The sequence below is a fragment of the Rhizobium beringeri genome (genome assembly GCF_004306515.1).
Taxonomy (GTDB): Bacteria; Pseudomonadota; Alphaproteobacteria; order Rhizobiales; family Rhizobiaceae; genus Rhizobium; species Rhizobium beringeri.
Window position 1 is genome coordinate 886,597 of sequence record NZ_SILG01000001.1, and the last position, 17,855, is coordinate 904,451.

Below are 17,855 nucleotides of genomic sequence, written 5' to 3' on the forward strand. Positions count from 1 at the left end.
CAGCGCGGCCCATTCGTCCGCTCCGGCCCGGACACGTCTGCGTGAAGCTATGGTTTATTTGGCGCAAGCCGATAGATCTTCTTATGTCGTTATCCCAAGATTCCCGCATCAAAGGAAATCAGTCCCGCGTCATGAGCTTCGATAGACACCTTTCCCGCCGCAGCTTTCTTTCCTTTTCTGCGTTGACCGCAGCCTCCGCGCTCACCGGCTGCGCCTCCTCAGCCAACACGGTGACATCAGGCGATACGACGATCATCTATCGTTCGCCCATGCGCCTGTTCCAGTCGATGGAAACATCGAGCGTGCCGAGTGGGGCCGAACTTGCCGTCATGTATGGCCCCGTCGAAGACGGCGGCTTCCTTATTCCAGCCGTTCCCTACGAACAGATCGATCCGCGCTATTATCGCCAGCGCGTGGTCGACCCCACTGGCCAGCCGCCCGGCACCATCGTCGTCGATACGCCGTCGCGCTTCCTCTATCTCGTCCAGGGCGACGGCATGGCGATGCGTTACGGCGTCGGCATCGGCCGCGAGGGTTTCGCCTGGCAGGGGTCGGGTGTCATCCAGTGGCGTCAGAGATGGCCGCGCTGGAAGCCGCCGAACGAGATGGTCGCGCGCCAGCCGGAACTCGTCAAATATTCGATCGAGAACGGCGGCATGGAGCCTGGCCTGAAAAACCCGCTCGGCGCCCGCGCGCTCTATATCTTCTCGAATGGCGAGGACACGCTTTATCGCCTGCACGGCAATCCCGATTGGCGCTCGATCGGCAAGGCCGTCTCGTCGGGCTGTGTGCGGCTGCTGAACCAGGATATCATCGATCTCTACGATCGCGTTCCGACAAAGGCGCCGATCGTCGTCTGGCAGTAATTTTCACCCAGGCGGCCGCGATCCGGCCGCCTCGGATCGATCCCTTTTCCCGGGCAAGCTGTGCTTTGCCCCCAGGCAAGCAATTGCTTTGCCCCGGGCAAACGGGTGTTTTGCCCCTGGAAAAGAGCTTCATTTTGCGCCCGCAAGAGAATTATTTTCCGAAATACCATTGCTTAATTCGGTAAATATCCTACATGGTGCGTATCGAATTGCTTGCGACCTTTGTCTACGCGCTTGAGCGCACCGTCAGATATCCTCTCAACATCGATACGGCTTGTCGGATATCTCTCCGCAGGCGAACACAAACGGTTGAAAAGGAGATCGTTATGAATTCAGGCGTCGTCAAGTGGTTCAATGGCACCAAGGGTTTTGGCTTCATTCAGCCCGATGATGGTTCTACGGACGTTTTTGTCCATATTTCAGCGGTTGAACGCGCCGGCATGCGCGAACTCGTTGAAGGTCAGAAGATCCGCTACGATCTCGTCCGCGACAAGAAGTCCGGCAAGAATTCGGCTGATAATCTTCAGGCCGCATGATTTGTCATTCGCCTCTGCTGACCATGAATATGGCAGCGGGCTGGCCATGTGCTTGCAGCAAGCTGACCACGGATGTACTGGCAGTGAGTTGACCATACGGGCAGCGGGTTGAGTGACTGGAAGAGGTCGGGTCCGAGCCCGGCCTTTTTGCTTTGATCGCAGGCTTTTCCGGAATGAGCCTCGGTCATTCCGGAATGGCCCCTGGTCGTTCTGATTGACCGATTGAGCAGCCGAAGAGTCGAAGGGACGCTGAAATGGGCAGACCAAACTATAAAGTCGGCGACATGATCGTGCTGAAGTCCGGCCTCACCCGCACGGCGAAAGCCGACAAGCGGTGCCGGATCTCCAGCATCCTGCCCAACGACCATGGGCATGTGCAATATCGCGTCCAGTTCGACGCAGAGAATTTCGAACGCCGTATCACTGAGGCCGACATAGATACAGGGGAATCGCCATCCAGGGTTTCCCCCCAAGCGGCGGCCAAGTCCGATGGCGCCGAACCCTGGCTGGAGTTTTCGAGCATCAAAATCGGGAAGTAGTCCCGCGCTTTTTATTATGGACAGTGCGGCCTCGCCGCCGCGACAGGAAGGATATCGCTTTGCAGGTACTCGTCAGGGATAACAATGTCGATCAGGCGCTCCGCGTGCTCAAGAAAAAGATGCAGCGGGAAGGCCTGTTCCGGGAAATGAAGGCGCGCAGCGCCTTTGAAAAGCCGTCCGAGAAGCGCGCTCGCGAAAAGGCCGAGGCCATTCGCCGCCAGCGCAAGCTTGCCCGCAAGAAGCTGCAGCGCGAAGGTCTGCTGCCGGCACCGAAGAAAGTTCTCCGCACCCGCTAATCCCGGGCGTGGAAACACGGTCCAACCGCGGAATCATGGTTTCAGCCGTGAGATCACGGCTTTCAGCCGCGGAGTCATGGCTTGCAGCGCCGCGCGTCTTTTCGGACGCGCAAGGGATGCTGTAACACTTTGAATTTTTGCATAATTCCTTGAGCCGATTCCGATTGAAGGAATTATGCAGTAGCGCCGCCATCACCTGGGAAAGGGGCACATGACCGCCACCAAGGGAGAATTCTTCAATCCCGCCAAGCTCTCGTCTCGCGACAAGGCGGAAGCGACCGATCACACGGCGCGCGCTATCATCGCCGCCGAGGCAACGGCTCGTGACAAGAAGACGGAGAAGCTGAAGGCGCTGCGTTTGCAGCAGGAGGCCGAGGCCGAACCTAAGGCGGCGCCTGCAAAGAAGCGTCGGTCGCCGGCTAAGCCGCGGCCCTGATCTCTCGGCGCACGCCGGCTCTACCGGGTGGATGCATTCAGCCTCCGTCCGTGCCGGTCCGCCCGAGGTTTCCCCGCAGCCGATGCAGCATGTCGCGCATCTCGGCCATTTCCTTGAGCGTGCAGCCTGCGGCTTGCCCGATCGCCGTCATGATCGTATCGATCTCCCCCTTCATTGCCTCACCTCTAGGGGTCAGCGACACGATCACCTGCCGTTCGTCGCGTAGGTCGCGGATGCGCTTGATCAGGCCGCTCTGTTCCAGCCGTTTCAACAGCGGCGACAGCGTGCCGGAATCGAGATCCAGTTGCTCGCCGATCGTCTTCACCGGCAACTCGCCGCGTTCCCACAGCACCAGCATCACCAGATATTGCGGATAGGTCAGGCCGACCTTGTCGAGGATCGGCTTGTAGGCGCGGGTGAAAGCATGCGCCGTCGCGTAGACCGCGAAGCACAGCTGTTTTTCCAACCGCTTCTCTTCTTGCGGTATCTCCATCGTCTTCGTCGTGTGCGCTTTCATATCCATCATCCCTAGAGCATTCCCGTTTTTCTTCGAATCACGAAATGCTCTATCCCTTTGTTTTCACGCAATTCCGGGCGCAAAACCGCTGCGCACTTTTGCTGGAATTGCTCTAGAGCATGATGCCGAAAACTGTCCGCGCTTTTCGCGCGACATCATGCTCTAACTCTTTAATTTAGAACAGGATTCAGATTTTAGGCCGGCCCGGCTAAAATCTTCCTGCTCTAAGGCCCGATTGTCCTCCTTTCGAATTCGAAATGCAATTTGCAAAATTCACTTGCGTGCAATTTAATTGTGCGATACTAAAAATCCAACCCGATCGAAGGGCCAACCAAAGGAGATCGTCATGCCTATTCTCTATACGACCAAAGCCTCTGCCACCGGCGGCCGCGCAGGCCGCGCCGTTTCCGAAAACGGCGTTCTGGACGTGACCCTGACCGTCCCCAAGGAACTCGGCGGCGACGGCGCCACCGGCACCAATCCCGAACAGCTCTTCGCTGCCGGCTACTCCGCCTGCTTCCTCGGTGCATTGAAATTTGTCGCGGGTCAGCAGAAGGTCAAGATTCCGGAAGATACGACGGTCTCCGCCAAGGTCGGCATCGGCCCGCGTGAAGATGGCGGCGGCTTCGGCATCGAAGTGGCGCTGACGGTTGACATTCCGGGTCTCGACCGCGAAACGGCTGAAAAGCTCGCAGCCGCAGCCCATATCGTCTGCCCCTACAGCCACGCCATGCGCACCTCGACCGAGGTTCCGGTCACCGTCGCCTGATCGATTTTAAAAAATTGGTAGCCGTATCGGCTGCCGCCATTTGCCGGCCGGGTAGGGTACTATCCGGCCGGTTTCGGCGTTTCTGCCATCATTCATGACAGCGCCTGCAGGTCCTGCCGCAGCCTGGCGACGCTGCCATCCGGCAGCTTTCCGTCGATCATCGCATGCGTGCTTTCCCAGATCGGCAGCGCTCTCGCCAGCACCGCCTTGCCCTCAGTGGTGAGGCTCAGCAGCCGGCCGCGCCTGTCCCTGGGGTTCTCCATCACCTTCACCCAGCCCTTGCGCTGCAACGGCTTCAGCGCCGCCGTCAGCGTCGTCTGGTCCATGGCGAGCAGGGCGGCGACCGGCCCCATTGGCGGTGGCTCCGGCCGGTTCAGCGACATCATCAGCGAAAACTGCCCATTGGTCAGCCCTGCCGGCCTCAGCGCGTCGTCGAACAGCCGGGCAAGCGCGCGCGCTGCCCGCTGCACATGCAGGCAGAGGCAGGTGTCGCGCACCATCAGCGTCGTGGAAAAGGGAATCTCGATCGAATTTGACATGCCTCATTTCTATTGATATCAATGTATTTAGTCAAGGAGAAGGAGATGAGCCGGCTTCACCGGCAAGCGCCGGAGGAGGGCGCACCCCATGCAGAATGAGGTTGTTTCCCGCGAAGAGTGGCTCGAGGCCCGCCGTGCCCTGCTGGCAAAGGAGAAGGAGGCGACACGGCTGCGCGACAGCGTCAACGCCGCCCGTCTGGCGCTGCCCTGGGTAAAGGTCGACAAGGATTATGTCTTCGAAACGCCCGAGGGCAGGAAATCGCTCGCCGATCTTTTCGACGGCCGCAGCCAGTTGCTGATCTATCATTTCATGCTCGGCCCGGATTGGGATGCCGGCTGCACCGGCTGCTCCTTCCTGTCGGATCATGTCGATGGCGCCCTGCCGCATCTGAACCATCATGACGTCACCTGGGTCGCCGTTTCGCGCGCGCCGCTCGACAAGATCGCCGCCTATAAACAGCGCATGGGCTGGAAATTTCCCTGGGTCTCTTCCTTCGGCAGCGATTTCAATTTCGATTATCACGTTTCTTTTAGCCCCGAGGATCTTGCCAAAGACAAGGTCTTCTACAATTTCACGCCTATGCAGCCGGCTGACGCCAATGACGAACTGCCGGGCCTCAGCGCTTTCTACCGCAACGACAAGGGCGAGATCTTCCATACCTATTCGAGCTATGCCCGCGGGCCGGAAGAACTGATCGGCACTCTGATGATCCTCGACCGCGCGCCGAAGGGCCGCAACGAGGACAGCACGATGAATTTCGTGCGCCGCCACGACGAATATGAGGAGGTCGCCAAGGCGGCATCCTGCTGTCACTGAGCCGGAGCATGATGCCGAAAAGTGTAAGCGGTTTTGCCGGGAAAGTCGCGAAGTGACTTTCACAGGAATGCGGAAAAACCAACTCTACATCACTCAAGGGAGAAGAGGACGATGAAGACCGCTGAAATGCTGAAGGAGCATACCTTCCTGGAAAGACTGATCGGCGACTGGACCGTCACCGCACCCGACATGACTGGCGGCGAGCCCTGGACGGAGACCGTCCGCTCGCTGCACGGCATCTGGTTCGTCGCCGAAGGGACCGGCCGCATGCCTGATGGTAAGGAGGCCACCAGCATCCTGACGCTCGGCTACAACGCCGCAAAAGGCAAGTATGTCGGCAGCTGGATCGGCAGCATGATGGACTATATGTGGGTCTATGAGGGCGAGGTCGACGCGTCAGGCAATGTGCTGGACCTTTATACGACAGGGCCAGACTTCAACGGCGAGGGCCTTGCCGATTACCGCGAGCAGATCATCTTCGTCGATGCCGATCACCGCACCTTCGTCTCCAGCGCCAAGCAGCCGGATGGTTCCTGGAAGCAGTTCATGGAAGCGCATTACGCCCGCAGGATCTGACAATCACGGCGCTCACCCTCGAAATAGGGGCCTTGCAAAGAGGCCTCCGAAGAGGAGCGTCGAAAAAGGGAGAGTATGATGTCTGAGACGCATGGAAAGTTCATCTGGTGCGAGTTGATGACCCCCGACACATCAGCTGCTGCGAAATTCTACAGCTCGGTCGTCGGCTGGACGACCTCCGAAATGAAAATGGAGGGCATGCCCACCTATACGATCTTCGAGGCGAACGGCATCGGCGTCGCCGGCCTGATGGAATTTCCGGCTGAACTCGAGGGCAAAGGCATTCCGCCGAACTGGACGGGTTATGTCGACGTCGACGACGTCGACCAGTCGGCAAAGGATTTCGCCGCCAATGGCGGTTCGGTCCGCCGTCCGCCGGAAGACATCCCGACCATCGGCCGCTTCGCCGTCGTCGCCGATCCGCATGGCGCGGTGATCTGCATCATGACGCCGGCGCCGATGGACAAATCCCCGCCGGAACTGGCCTTCGACGCGCCCGGCAATATCGGCTGGCGCGAACTCTACGCCGGCAACGGCGAGGAGGCGCTGGCCTTTTATTCCAAGCTGTTCGGCTGGACGAAGCACAGCGAATTCGACATGGGTCCGATGGGCGTCTATTATCTCTTCGCCCATAATGGCAGGCAGATCGGCGGCATGATGACCAAGCCGGAAAACCTTCCGATGTCCTTCTGGTGCTATTATTTCATCGTGCCAACTCTCGACGCCGCAACCGAACGCCTCACATCAGGCGGCGGTAAGGTCGTCCACGGCCCGATGGAAGTCCCCGGCGGCAGCTGGATCGTCCAGGCCACCGATCCGCAAGGCGCCTTCTTCTGTCTGGTCGCACCGAAGCGGTAGATTTTGACGCGGCAAAGTGCGGCCGGCCCCTCATCCGGCTGCCGCCACCTTCTCACCGCTCGCGGGGAGAAGGGATGTGCAGCTCGCTCTCCGTTCCCTTCCACCTCTCGCATGGCACGTCCCCTCTCCCCGCGAGCGGGGAGAGGGTTAGGGTGAGGGGCACCGCCCCACGCCACACTCCCATCGTCCATCACCCCGCCACCGAAGCAAAGAATCCTTCCGGGCTCTCCACCTCCACCAGCCGCTTCTTCTCGATCAGCCAGAACCGGTTTCCCACCGCCCGCACGAAACTGCGGTCATGCGATACCAGCAGGCAGCTCGCCTCGTGCGCCATCAACTCGCTCTCCAGCGCCTCCTGGCCCTCGATGTCGAGATGGTTGGTCGGCTCGTCTAGGAGGTAGAAGTTCGGCTCCGTCAGCCGCAGCACCAGCATGCCGAGCCGCGCTTTCTGGCCGCCGGAGAGCTGGCCGATCGGTTTTGCCTGCATGTCGATCGTCATGCCGGCGCCCGCCAGCAAGGCCCGCGCCCGCTGGTCGCCGACATCGAAGCGGCGGATGATCGTGCCGATTGGCGTGTCGGTGTCGGCAAGATCGGCAAGCGCCTGATCGCCATAGCCGAGCACGAGCGACGGCGTCGCCTTGATGCTGTCGCGCGCCGTCTCCGCTCTTTCGATCGCCTGTTTCAACATCGACACCAGCCGTGACTTGCCGGCGCCGTTGAGGCCGTGCAGCACAATGCGGTCGCCCTGGCAGATGAACTGCCGGCCGGTCTTGAACAGCAGCGTTCCATCCGGCGTCGTCACCGCCGCATCCTCCAGCGTCACCAGCACCTTGGCATGGGTGCCGCGGTTGGCAAGCCGGATGGCGCCGGCCGAGCGCTCCAGATGCGCCGGTTTTGCCGCATCCTCCAGCTTCTCCGCCCGCTGCCTGAGCTGCTTCGTCTTGACGACGAGCAGGTCGCTGCCGGAGTTGATGCCGATATTGTTGAGCTTCGCCGCCTGCTTGCGCAATTGCTCCGCCACCTTCATGTCGCGCTCGTAGCGCCGGGCTTCGGAAGCGTCGGCCTCGTCGAGAGCGGCGCGTGCCCTGGTATAGGGCAGGGCGAAGACCGGCGATTGCTCCGGCCGCAGGAACAGCGTCCGGTTGGTCGTCGCATCGAGGAAGGCGCGATCGTGGCTGGACAGGATAACCGGCACGTCGCGCGGCAGCGCATTCAGCCAGCTCTCCAACTGAGCGATCTTTTCGAGATCGAGATGGTTGGTTGGCTCGTCGAGCAGAAGCACGTCGGGCTCGCTCACCCAGGTGCGGGCAAGCATCGCAAGCCGCTGCCAGCCACCGCTCAACTGCTTCAGTGGCCGGCCGCGCATCACTTCCGGCACGTCGAGCGATTCCAGCACCACGTCGACGCGCCAGCTTTCGCTTTCGGCCTGATCGGCCGGCAGCGCCTGCAGCACCGCATCGTAGAACGGCGTGTCGAAAAGGGCAGGCGGCACATTCTGCGCGACATGCCCGACGGTCAGCCCGCGCGCCTTGGTGATCTCGCCCTCGCTTGGCTCCAGCGCGCCGGTGATGCAGGCAAGCAGTGTCGATTTCCCCCGCCCGTTGGCGGCGACGAGTCCGATGCGGTCGCCGGCATTGACGACGAGATTGAGCTTGGAAAACAACGGATTGCCCAGCGTCACGCCGAGATTGCGGATATTGATGAGTGTCATGATCGTTCTCTGGTCTTGACCGGGTGGTCGCGCGATCCGGGGCGTTCAGCCATCACGGGATTGCGCGGTTCGAGCCCGGGAAATGAGAGGAATGCGCGCTGTCAGCTACGGCGTCGCATTGGCCACGAAGGGCAGACCAGGAAGAGATGTCGAGAAACGGTCTCTGGTCAGCCCTGCAAACGCATTTGCAGGGCGTTGACGGGACCACGCTGGCGATTAAACCGAAAATAATATTGCATTGCGTGATCCTCCTTTCTCAAAAGCTTGCGAGACCCAAATAACATTGCCCGCAAAAAGAGGCAAGGGAGCCGGGGGTCACCGGCATCCCGTTACAGCTCGTTCTGATTTATCCACTCAGCTCGCCGGCAGCCAGCTCCAGCCGCCGCGTTATGCCGATACTCCTAAGGAAGGTCTCGTCGTGGCTGACGACGATGAGCGCGCCGTCGTAAGCGCGCAGTCCGGCCTCGACGGCGGCAATCGAGTCGATGTCGAGATGGTTGGTCGGCTCGTCGAGGATCAACAGCGGCGGCGGTGCCGAGCCGAGCACGCAGGCAAGGCCCGCCCGCAGCAATTGCCCGCCGCTAAGCGTCGATACGGTCTGCAGCGCCGCATCCGCCCGGAACATGAAGCGGGCAAGGGCGGCCCGGCAGGTGTTTTCATCGGCTAGCGGGTTGATCCGGCGGAAACTGTCGCGGATCGAGGCCGACGGATCGAGAAGGCTGACCGCCTGATCGAGCATCGCAAAAGTGGTCATGACGCCGACCGTACCGGCCCAGGGTTTCAGCTCGCCGGTGACGAGCGCCAGCAACGTCGTCTTGCCCGAGCCGTTGCGGCCGGTGACGGCGATACGCTCCGGTCCCGTCACGTCGAAGGAGAGATCGCGGATGACGGGATCACCCGGCTGGTAGCCCGATGTCACGCCATTCATCCTCAGCACGATCTTGCTGGCGGGCAGCCCGGTCGGCGGCAAGGTGACCGACAAGGGCTGCAGGATCTCGATCTTCTCGCGCGCTGCCGTTGCCTCTTCCAGGGCCTGGGCGCGCCGGCGGTCGGCGAGGCGGGCATTGTCGCCGCCCGTCGTTTCGCTCCGCTCTTTCATGCCGCCGAGCATGATGCGCGGTATGCCGCCCTTGGCGGCCATCTTCCGCCCGGTGCTGTCCCTCTGCGCCTGGCGCTCCACCGTCGCCTGCGCCTTTCTCGCAACCTCGGCCATGCGTTTTTCGGCTTCAGTGAGATCATGCTGTACTGCCGCGAGCTCGAGCGCCTTGCGCTCGCGATAATGGCTCCAGTTGCCGCCGTAGCGCGTAGCAGCGAGCGAGGTCAGCTCGATGATCGCATCGACATTTTCGAGCAGTTCGCGGTCATGGCTGACGATGATGGCGCCGGCCCGCCAACCTGAAATCAGCGCGATCACTGCCTCGCGACCTTCGCGATCGAGATTGTTGGTCGGTTCGTCGAGCAGCAGAAAATCCGGTTCGGTAAAGATCAGCGCCGCCAGCCCGGCACGTGTGCGCTGCCCACCGGAGAGTGCCGCAAGCGGCGTCTCCGGTGACGCGTCGAGCCCGGTCCGAGTGAGCGCTGTGGCAATGCGCGCCTCCAGCATCCAGTCCGCCGATGCAAGCTCGTCGGCCGTTGCCGCGCCAACTTCGGCACGGCGAAGAATAGCGAGCGCACCGGTCACGCCGAAGAGATCGGCAACCGTTTCGTCAGATGCTATCTGAACGCTCGGCCGCAACACGCCGAGGCTGCCGCTGACGGATACCGTCCCCGAATGCGGCTGGATTTCACCGGCGACGAGCTTCAGCAGCGTCGTCTTGCCGACGCCGTTGCGACCAACGAGACCGGTCCGCTCCGCCCCGAAACTCAGATCGAGATTGGAAAAAAGCGGCCGCCCGTCAGGCGCGGACCACGAAGCTTGGGAGAGGGTGATGGATGCAGGCATGGATATGGATTTCCCCGTTGGCAAGGCGAACTGGCGTTGCGATCGGGTTGAAATCCATTGCGGCACACATCCTGTTGAAATGGTCGATGGCAGGGAATTTAGGGAATAAAGGCTGAAGGTTCAAGAAGGGGAACGATCTTGCATTCTTCCGGAGAAGGCGTGAGAAGTTGCCCCTCACCCTAACCCTCTCCCCGTTCTGACGGGGAGAGGGGACGTGGCCTGCGAGAGGTTGGTGGGGAACGGAGAGGTCGCGGCATGTCCCTTCGCCCCGCGAGCGGGGGTCCGAAGGACGGGTCGAGACACGTGGCTCGACCCCGGTCGGTGTCGGTCGGCGGATGAGGGCTTACGGCAGTCCGCAGACCTACCGCTTCAAGCTCCCCAATATCCCGCGCACCAGCGCCCGGCCGACTTGTGTCGCCACCGTGCGCGCCACGCTCTTCATCGCCGCTTCCACTACCGTTTCGCGCTGGTAGCCGGAAGTCCGGCCGCGCGATTGGCCGCGGCCCTGCTGGTTGTCGTCATTGCCGCCGCCGAAGCCCGGCAGGTTCCAGCCGGAGGTCGTGCCGCCCTGTTGCTGAGGCGCTTCTTCCTGGGCTCGCTTGGCGGCTTCGGCATCGGCCGCCTTCTTCGCCCGTGCGGCCAACAGTTCGAAGGCGGATTCGCGGTCGATATCCTCGTCATAGATGCCGAGAACCGGGCTCTTATCCATGATCTGCCGGCGCTCGTCATCCGTCACCGGGCCGACACGGCCGGATGGCGGGCGGATCAGCGTGCGCTCGACGATCGAAGGCGCGCCCTTGGCCTCCAGCGTCGAGACCAGCGCCTCGCCGGTGCCGAGATTGGTGATGACCGTGGCGCAATCGAAGGCCGGATTCGCACGGAAGGTATCGGCCGCCGTCCTCACCGCCTTCTGTTCGCGCGGCGAATAGGCGCGAAGCGCATGCTGTGCCCGGTTGCCGAGCTGGGCGAGCACCGTTTCCGGCACGTCGAGCGGGTTTTGCGTCACGAAATAAACACCGACACCCTTGGAGCGGATCAACCGCACCACCTGCTCGACACGTTCGGTCAGCACCTTCGGCGCGTCGTTGAAGAGCAGGTGCGCCTCGTCGAAGAAGAAGACGAGCTTCGGCTTGTCGGGGTCGCCCACCTCGGGCAATTCCTCGAAGAGCTCGGAGAGCAGCCAGAGCAGGAAAGTGGCGTAAAGCCGCGGGTTCATCATCAGCTTGTCGGCGGCCAGCACCGAGATCTGGCCGTAGCCATTATTGTTGGTGCGCATGATGTCGGTGATCTTCAGCGCTGGTTCGCCGAAGAAATGCTCCGCACCCTGCTGTTCGAGAACGAGCAGCGCCCGCTGGATCGAGCCGACCGAGGCCCTGGAGATCAGGCCGTACTGGTTGGAAAGTTCGCTGGCATTCTCGCCCATATAGTTGAGCAGTGAGCTGAAATCCTTGAGGTCGAGCAGCGGCAGCCCGCCCTGGTCGGCGATCTTGAAGGCAATGTTGATGACGCCTTCCTGCGGTTCGGAGGCGTCCATCAGGCGGGCGAGCAGCAGCGGTCCCATCTCGGCGATGGTGGTGCGCACCCGGTGGCCCTTCTCGCCGAACAGATCCCAGAAGATCACCGGAAATTGGTCGAATTCGTAGTCGGTGAAGCCGATCTGCTCGGCGCGCTTCGTCAGGAAATCCTTGGGCTCGCCCTTGGCGGCGATGCCGGAAAGGTCGCCCTTGATATCGGCCGCAAACACCGGAACGCCGGCTCGGGAGAAGCCTTCGGCGAGCACCTGCAGCGTCACCGTCTTGCCGGTGCCGGTAGCGCCGGTGACGAGGCCGTGGCGATTGCCGAATTTCAGGTCGAGATATTCCGGCTTGTTGATACTGTCATCGGGATTGCGGCTCGCGCCGATGAAAATCTTGCCTTCCTCGATCATTCGGAATGCTCCCTTGGGGCTCTGCCGCCATTTATGAGAAGGCTTGCTTCCGCCGCCTTCATCGAACCATCGTTTCCCTGTTATAAGCAGGGAGATGGGTGCGGACAACTGTTTGCATTAAAAGCAAAACCGGACAAAGTGCCGCCCGGGAAGGGCCGGCTTGAGTTGCCGTGGAATTTCGAATAACGTTGACGTTAACGTCAAAAAACAGGAGGCTGACGATGAATGAAATTGTGACCCAGATCGCCGATCGCGTGGGCATTGCGCCTGATCTGGCCGAAAAGGCGCTCGGCATGATGCTCGGCTTCCTGCAGCGCGAGGCAGCCGATGGCCCGGTTGCCAAGATGATCGAAGCGATCCCCGGCGGCGCCGATCTCGTCGCCCAGTTCAATGGCGCAGGTGCCGGCGGCGGCGGTCTGCTCGGCGGGCTGATGAGCTCGCTCGGCGGTGGCGGCATCATGGGGCTTGGCCAGCAGCTGATGGGCGAAGGCCTCGGCATGGGCGAGATCACCTCGCTTGCCAAGGAAACCATCGCGATCGCCAAGCAATATGCCGGCGAGGAAGTCGTCGACGAGGTCGTCGCTTCCGTCCCGGGCCTCAGCCAGTTCGTCTGAGACGAAAGATCGGCAGGAGCCTCGCTTTGTTGCGGGGCTCACTGTTCTCGCCACACCGGGGTGAAAAGCAAGCGCTGTCCCTATGGAAGGAGAGTTCGTGACCGTCTGGCGCCCATCGCAGCAGATCAGGGTGAAGGTAATCGGCCTCGCCTGGCGGAAAGACCAGCTGCTCGCCGCCGAAGTGGAGGATGACAGCAGCCGCATCAAGGGCGTTCGCCCGCTCGGCGGCGCCATCGAATTCGGCGAGAGCCGCGAAGAAGCCTTGCAGCGCGAATTCCAGGAGGAACTCGAGACTGATATCCGCATCGTCGGTCCTTGGCATCTGCTTGAAAACATCTACGAGCACCATGGCGCGACCGGTCACGAATACATCTTTGCCGCTGATATCGAACTGGCCGATGCATCGCTCTATGAGCGCGACGAAATCCACTATTCCGAACTCGACGAGACGGCGGCGACGGCGCGCTGGTTCGGCCGCGACAGGCTGCGCGACGCCGGCATCGATCTCTATCCGACAGGTCTAGACAGACTGCTGTCGCGCTGGCGCGATTGAGCCAGAAATCGCCTGCTCTCAGGACTCATATTCCGATCGCCAAACTTTGATCATCCGTGCCCGTTTCCGGGGGAACAATGAGCTGGCATCGTCTGTTTCTGTCGCATCGCTGAAACCACAGGGAATAGCATCATGCGCAGGTTTATTGCAGCAACGTCGATCGCTCTCCTCAGCCTCTCCGCCCCGGTTCTTGCCCAGTCGAACATGGGCATGGATGCCAGCGGCCGGATCGATGGCACGCCGCCGCTCGGCACCGCCCCGGGAGCCGAAACGCAAAGCGGGCTGATAATCCCGCTCGACTCGATCGAAACCGGCAGCATCGACAATGGACCAGCAAGCGGTCCGGTCGACTGGGCGCGCTGCCCGCCGCGCAAGGCACGCGGAGCGCTTGCCACCGAAGGCGGCAAGAGCGGCGCCTCGGTCAGCCCCGCATGCCGTGATAACGGAAACCAGTAACACCAGGGGAGGGCGCTATTTGGCGTCCTTATTGTCGTGATGCAGGATGACGCCGAGTTCGTGCCACTGCCGCCTGTCGCGCTGGATCAGTTCGTCGGCTGAGGCAGGTCCCATGCTGCCCGGCGCGTAAGCGTCAGGCACGCTCTGATCCCTAGCCCAGATATCGAGGAAGGGCTGCACCGCCGCCCAGCCGGCCTCGATGCCGTCGGCGCGCTGGAACAGCGTCTGGTCGCCGATGAAGAGATCGTAGAGCAGTGATTCATAGCCGGTCGTCTTGGCGATATCGAATTTGTCGGCATAGCGGAAATCGAGAGAGACCGGCACGGTATCGACGGAAAGCCCCGGCGACTTGATCGAGATTTCCATGCTCATGCCCTCGTCCGGCTGCACCTGGATTACCAGCCGGTTCGGCGGCAGGCGGCGCTTGACGTCGGTCTCGCGAAACTGCGCGAAGGGCACCGGCTGGAAGGTGATGACGATCTCGGTGTCGCGCGCCGTCAGCGCCTTGCCCGTCCTGAGATAGAAGGGCACGCCGGCCCAGCGCCAGGTATCGGCATAGAGCTTCAGCGCCACGAAGGTCTCGGTCCTGCTGTCGGCCGAGACGTCCTTGGTGTCGCGATAGGCCGGAAGCTCAGCACCATTGAGCGGGCCTGCGCCATAGGCGCCGCGCACGCCATGCATCTTGGCCTCCTCAGGCGTATAGACGCGCAGCGCCTTCAACACCTTGCTTTTCTCGTTGCGGATTGCCTCGGCATCGAAGCTGTTCGGCGGCTCCATGGCGATCATCGCCAGCAGCTGGAAAAGATGGTTCGGCACCATGTCGCGCAGCGCACCTGTCGCATCGTAGAATTTGCCGCGGCTGCCGACGTCGACGATTTCGGCAGCGGTGATCTGCACATGGTCGATGTAGCGGCTGTTCCACAAGGACTCGATCATCATGTTGGCGAAACGCGCCGTCATCAGGTTCTGCACCGTCTCCTTGCCGAGGAAATGGTCGAGCCGGTAGACCTGGCTTTCTCCGACCTGGGCGAGAATCTGCGCATTGAGCGCCTGCGCCGAGGCGAGATCGGTGCCGAACGGTTTTTCGATCGCGACACGGCGGAAGACGCCGCCGCTTTCATCGGTTAGCCCGTGGGCCGCGAGCTTCTCGACGATCGTCCCGAAGAAGGATGGCGGCACCGCGAGATAGAAGGCGGCATTGGCATTCGGCCCCAGCCGCTTACCGATCTCGACGAAAATATCGTCCTTCGTGAAATCCCCGGACGTATAGGAAATGCGCCGGCGCAGGCTCTCCCAGGCTTCGTCCTTCACCGTCGGCTCTTCGCCGCTCAGATGGCTGAGGAATTGGTCGAGCCGCCGGCGCAGGAATTCGTCGTCACCCGGCTCGATGCCGATGCCGAGAATGTGGAGATCCTCGCCCACCAGGCGGCTGCGCGTCAGATTAATGATCGCCGGCACCAGCAGGCGGCGTGTCAGGTCTCCCGTGGCGCCGAAGATGACGAGGGTGACCGGCGGGGTAGGGGCAGCGTCCATGTGTCATCTCCTTGGATTTTGCGGCCGACTATACTGCGCGCTGGTTTTGCCGCAACATATGCAGGCGAGGGATAACAGGCATTTGACACCATCCGGAGTGGCTGAGCTCACGTCACCTTGTTGGCGGGCGGCCGATTACCCTTTCACCGCCACCATGAAGATCCTCGGAAACCGCAGCAGCACCCGCCCGTCCGACATCTTGGGATAGGCCTTTTCCACCCGCTGGAGGTAGTCCGCCAGGAATGCCTCGCGATGCTCTTCGCCGGCATGGGCGAGATAGGGCATCAGCCCTGTTCCCTTCACCCACTCGACGATCGCCGCCGCGTCCGCCATCGGATGATTGTAGACGGTGTGCCAGATATCGACGCGCGAAGCTTTGGCGATCAGCCGGCTGTAATAGGTGGACGGCGGCGGCAGCACCTTGCGGCGCACGCTCTTCGCCTCGAAGGCGGATTTCCACGGGCCGGCATGCGCCGTCTCCTCCATCGCCAGATGCGAGGGTTCGCCGAGATTGTCGGGCATCTGCACGGCCAGCACGCCGCCTTCGGAAAGCCCGTCCATCAGCCGGTCGAAAATATCGAGATGATCAGGCAGCCATTGGAAGACGGCATTGGCAAACAGCAGGTCGGCGGGTTCGTCCGGCTGCCAGATGCCGAGATCGGCCTCGACGAAGGCAGTGGCAGGAAGCCGCTTGCTGGCCGCCTCCAGCATGTTCATGTCGCTGTCGACGCCGGAGACGCCGTCCGCCCCATAGCGCTCGATGATCAGCTCGGTCGAATTGCCCGGGCCGCAGCCGAGATCGACGGCGTGGCGAAGGCTTTGCAGGGGCACCTGTGCCAACAGGTCACGCGCCGGTCGCGTGCGTTCGTCCTCGAATTTTACATATTGGTTGGCGGACCATGCCATGGCGTTCACTCCTGCTGTCAGGCCACATCGTCCATGTGGTGGATGCGGATCTTGTCGATGTTGCGGCCGTCGAGCTTGACCATCTCATCGGCGAAGTCGCCGGCGACGAAGGCACCCACCGGTCTTCACTCAGCCGATACAAGTATTTTGTCCACGCGCCTCCCGTCGAGATCGACGACTTCGAAGCGCCATCCATCTCTCGTGAAGCTCTCACCCAATTCCGGCAGATGTTTCAACTCTTCCAACACCAGGCCAGCCACAGTCTGATATTCCAAATCGTCATCGAGCTTGAGATTTAAGAACTCAGCGAATTCGTCAATCGGCGTCCAGCCGGACACGAGGTAAGAACCGTCGTCTCGACGAGCGATGGCTTGCTCATCGATAGGTCCCTCCTGGAGAGCTCCCATGATTGCTTCCAAAATGTCACCTGAGGAGACAACCCCCTCGAAGTGGCCGTACTCGTCGAAAACCAGCACCATGTGAACGGGCGATTTCCTGATTGCTTCAATCACATTGATGGCAGTTGAAAGGTCTGAAACCACCGGGACGTCTTGCGTCAGAGCCTTGATGTCGACAGTGCCGTGTTCGGACATCGAGTCGTAGAAGTCCTTGACCGGAAGGATGCCGATCACCTCGTCCGAACTGCCTTTTCGAACCGGCAACCGCGACCGCTTCGTCCGGTGCAACTGGGTCCGAATTTCATCGAGGCTGTCGTCGATATCAATAATTTCGACGTCCCGCCGGGGCGTCATTAGCGCTCGGGCAGTGCGGTCCGCCAGCCGCATGACGCCTGATATCATCGCGGACTCTTCGCTTTCGATCACGCCAGCCGACTGCGCCTCGGCCAGAACAGTTTTGATCTCTGCGTCAGAGACATTGTCGCCACCTTTTCCTGCCTGGCCCAAGAGCTTGAGCACAAGATTTCCGGAGGCGTTGAGAAGCCACACGAGTGGCAGTGCGATTTTTGAAAGGACCGCCATAGCTGGTGCGACCTTGGCCGCAACCGCTTCGGGTTCCCGTAATGCGATCTGCTTTGGAACAAGTTCGCCGACGATCAACGAAAGATATGTGATTGCCACAACGACTGAACCTACGCCAATGGCATCAGCGGCCGTCGATGACATTCCCTGGGCTTCTAGCCATCTGCTCAGGCGGCCGCCGAGCGTGGCCCCTGAGAAAGCGCCGGATAGAACGCCGACCAGCGTGATGCCGATCTGCACCGTAGAGAGAAAACGACCGGGGTTTTCGGCAAGTTTGATCGCTTGAGCTGCACCCTTGCTTCCATTGTCGGAGAGAACCTTTAGGCGGGCTGTTCGAGAAGACACAACGGCCAGCTCCGACATGGCGAGCACACCATTCAGGATGGTGAGAAACGCCACAATTCCAATTTCCAGAAACACAGGGACCCTATTCGTTGAGGTTGTAATGCCGCATTCATCAGGCGACGCGGCGAGGCATTCGAAG

20 protein-coding genes are annotated in these 17,855 nt (G+C 61.3%); 12 read left to right on the plus strand and 8 right to left on the minus strand.

The annotated features are described in order from the left end of the window. Positions 1 to 131 precede the first annotated feature (131 nt). From ELH03_RS04645 to ELH03_RS04665, 5 genes are all read left to right on the plus strand, one after another. Positions 132 to 866 carry a L,D-transpeptidase family protein gene (locus ELH03_RS04645; protein ID WP_128402254.1) on the plus strand — a complete coding sequence of 245 codons (735 nt, stop codon included), beginning with the start codon at positions 132 to 134 and terminating at the stop codon, positions 864 to 866. Between the two features lie 326 nt (positions 867 to 1,192). Next, positions 1,193 to 1,402 (plus strand): cold-shock protein, encoded by a 210-nt coding sequence (locus ELH03_RS04650; RefSeq protein WP_003546468.1) that lies wholly within the window; start codon positions 1,193 to 1,195, stop codon positions 1,400 to 1,402. Between the two features lie 254 nt (positions 1,403 to 1,656). Next, complete coding sequence (locus ELH03_RS04655; RefSeq protein ID WP_130806655.1) at positions 1,657 to 1,941, plus strand: cold-shock protein; 285 nt, start codon at positions 1,657 to 1,659, stop codon at positions 1,939 to 1,941. 59 nt (positions 1,942 to 2,000) lie between these two features. After that, positions 2,001 to 2,237 carry a 30S ribosomal protein S21 gene (gene rpsU / locus ELH03_RS04660; RefSeq protein WP_018241185.1) on the plus strand — a complete coding sequence of 79 codons (237 nt, stop codon included), beginning with the start codon at positions 2,001 to 2,003 and terminating at the stop codon, positions 2,235 to 2,237. A 211-nt stretch (positions 2,238 to 2,448) separates the two neighbouring features. Further along, complete coding sequence (locus ELH03_RS04665) at positions 2,449 to 2,673, plus strand: hypothetical protein (protein WP_028741582.1); 225 nt, start codon at positions 2,449 to 2,451, stop codon at positions 2,671 to 2,673. A gap of 37 nt (positions 2,674 to 2,710) precedes the next feature. Here the strand turns inward: ELH03_RS04665 and ELH03_RS04670 are convergent, their stop codons facing one another. Continuing rightward, on the minus strand, positions 2,711 to 3,199 hold the full coding sequence (locus ELH03_RS04670) for a MarR family winged helix-turn-helix transcriptional regulator (RefSeq protein WP_128402255.1): 489 nt from the start codon (positions 3,197 to 3,199) through the stop codon (positions 2,711 to 2,713). 337 nt (positions 3,200 to 3,536) lie between these two features. Here ELH03_RS04670 and ELH03_RS04675 point away from each other — a divergent pair, with 337 nt between their 5' ends. Then, entirely contained in the window at positions 3,537 to 3,959 is a 423-nt protein-coding gene (locus ELH03_RS04675; protein ID WP_018241187.1) for an organic hydroperoxide resistance protein, read from the plus strand. Between the two features lie 92 nt (positions 3,960 to 4,051). On the opposite strand, the gene ELH03_RS04680 is transcribed toward ELH03_RS04675, so the two are convergent. After that, the gene (locus ELH03_RS04680; protein WP_105005391.1) at positions 4,052 to 4,498 is read right to left on the minus strand and encodes a MarR family winged helix-turn-helix transcriptional regulator; all 447 of its coding nucleotides are present in this window, start codon (positions 4,496 to 4,498) and stop codon (positions 4,052 to 4,054) included. Positions 4,499 to 4,586: 88 nt separating this feature from the next. Between ELH03_RS04680 and ELH03_RS04685 the strand changes: the two genes are divergently transcribed. The 3 genes from ELH03_RS04685 to ELH03_RS04695 all read left to right on the plus strand — a co-directional run bounded on the left by ELH03_RS04685 (position 4,587) and on the right by ELH03_RS04695 (position 6,749). Continuing rightward, the gene (locus tag ELH03_RS04685; RefSeq protein WP_128402256.1) at positions 4,587 to 5,315 is read left to right on the plus strand and encodes a DUF899 domain-containing protein; all 729 of its coding nucleotides are present in this window, start codon (positions 4,587 to 4,589) and stop codon (positions 5,313 to 5,315) included. Positions 5,316 to 5,426: 111 nt separating this feature from the next. After that, on the plus strand, positions 5,427 to 5,891 hold the full coding sequence (locus tag ELH03_RS04690; RefSeq protein WP_128402257.1) for a DUF1579 domain-containing protein: 465 nt from the start codon (positions 5,427 to 5,429) through the stop codon (positions 5,889 to 5,891). A 78-nt stretch (positions 5,892 to 5,969) separates the two neighbouring features. Further along, positions 5,970 to 6,749, plus strand: a complete 780-nt coding sequence (locus ELH03_RS04695) for a VOC family protein (RefSeq protein WP_128402258.1) — start codon at positions 5,970 to 5,972, stop codon at positions 6,747 to 6,749. Between the two features lie 190 nt (positions 6,750 to 6,939). Here ELH03_RS04695 and ELH03_RS04700 read toward each other — a convergent pair whose 3' ends face one another. The 3 genes from ELH03_RS04700 to ELH03_RS04710 form a co-directional block, all read right to left on the minus strand. After that, positions 6,940 to 8,460, minus strand: a complete 1,521-nt coding sequence (locus ELH03_RS04700) for an ABC-F family ATP-binding cassette domain-containing protein (protein ID WP_130766091.1) — start codon at positions 8,458 to 8,460, stop codon at positions 6,940 to 6,942. A gap of 346 nt (positions 8,461 to 8,806) precedes the next feature. Beyond that, positions 8,807 to 10,402 (minus strand): ABC-F family ATP-binding cassette domain-containing protein, encoded by a 1,596-nt coding sequence (locus ELH03_RS04705; protein WP_130766092.1) that lies wholly within the window; start codon positions 10,400 to 10,402, stop codon positions 8,807 to 8,809. Positions 10,403 to 10,763: 361 nt separating this feature from the next. After that, positions 10,764 to 12,329 (minus strand): helicase HerA-like C-terminal domain-containing protein, encoded by a 1,566-nt coding sequence (locus tag ELH03_RS04710; RefSeq protein ID WP_130766093.1) that lies wholly within the window; start codon positions 12,327 to 12,329, stop codon positions 10,764 to 10,766. Between the two features lie 221 nt (positions 12,330 to 12,550). On the opposite strand from ELH03_RS04710, the gene ELH03_RS04715 reads away from it, so the two are divergent. The 3 genes from ELH03_RS04715 (at position 12,551) to ELH03_RS04725 (ending at position 13,952) form a co-directional block, all read left to right on the plus strand. Beyond that, positions 12,551 to 12,943, plus strand: coding sequence for a hypothetical protein (locus tag ELH03_RS04715; protein ID WP_003546502.1), 393 nt, complete (start codon positions 12,551 to 12,553; stop codon positions 12,941 to 12,943). Positions 12,944 to 13,040: 97 nt separating this feature from the next. Beyond that, complete coding sequence (locus ELH03_RS04720) at positions 13,041 to 13,496, plus strand: NUDIX hydrolase (protein WP_128402262.1); 456 nt, start codon at positions 13,041 to 13,043, stop codon at positions 13,494 to 13,496. Between the two features lie 132 nt (positions 13,497 to 13,628). Next, entirely contained in the window at positions 13,629 to 13,952 is a 324-nt protein-coding gene (locus ELH03_RS04725; RefSeq protein ID WP_130766094.1) for a hypothetical protein, read from the plus strand. Between the two features lie 15 nt (positions 13,953 to 13,967). Here the strand turns inward: ELH03_RS04725 and zwf are convergent, their stop codons facing one another. From zwf to ELH03_RS04740, 3 genes are all read right to left on the minus strand, one after another. Further along, positions 13,968 to 15,485 (minus strand): glucose-6-phosphate dehydrogenase, encoded by a 1,518-nt coding sequence (gene zwf, locus ELH03_RS04730; protein ID WP_130766095.1) that lies wholly within the window; start codon positions 15,483 to 15,485, stop codon positions 13,968 to 13,970. A 135-nt stretch (positions 15,486 to 15,620) separates the two neighbouring features. Then, positions 15,621 to 16,391 (minus strand): trans-aconitate 2-methyltransferase, encoded by a 771-nt coding sequence (gene tam, locus ELH03_RS04735; protein ID WP_130766096.1) that lies wholly within the window; start codon positions 16,389 to 16,391, stop codon positions 15,621 to 15,623. A 125-nt stretch (positions 16,392 to 16,516) separates the two neighbouring features. Next, a complete protein-coding gene (locus tag ELH03_RS04740) occupies positions 16,517 to 17,791 on the minus strand; it encodes a hemolysin family protein (RefSeq protein ID WP_130766097.1) in 1,275 nt (424 codons plus the stop codon). Between the last annotated feature and the right edge of the window lie 64 nt (positions 17,792 to 17,855).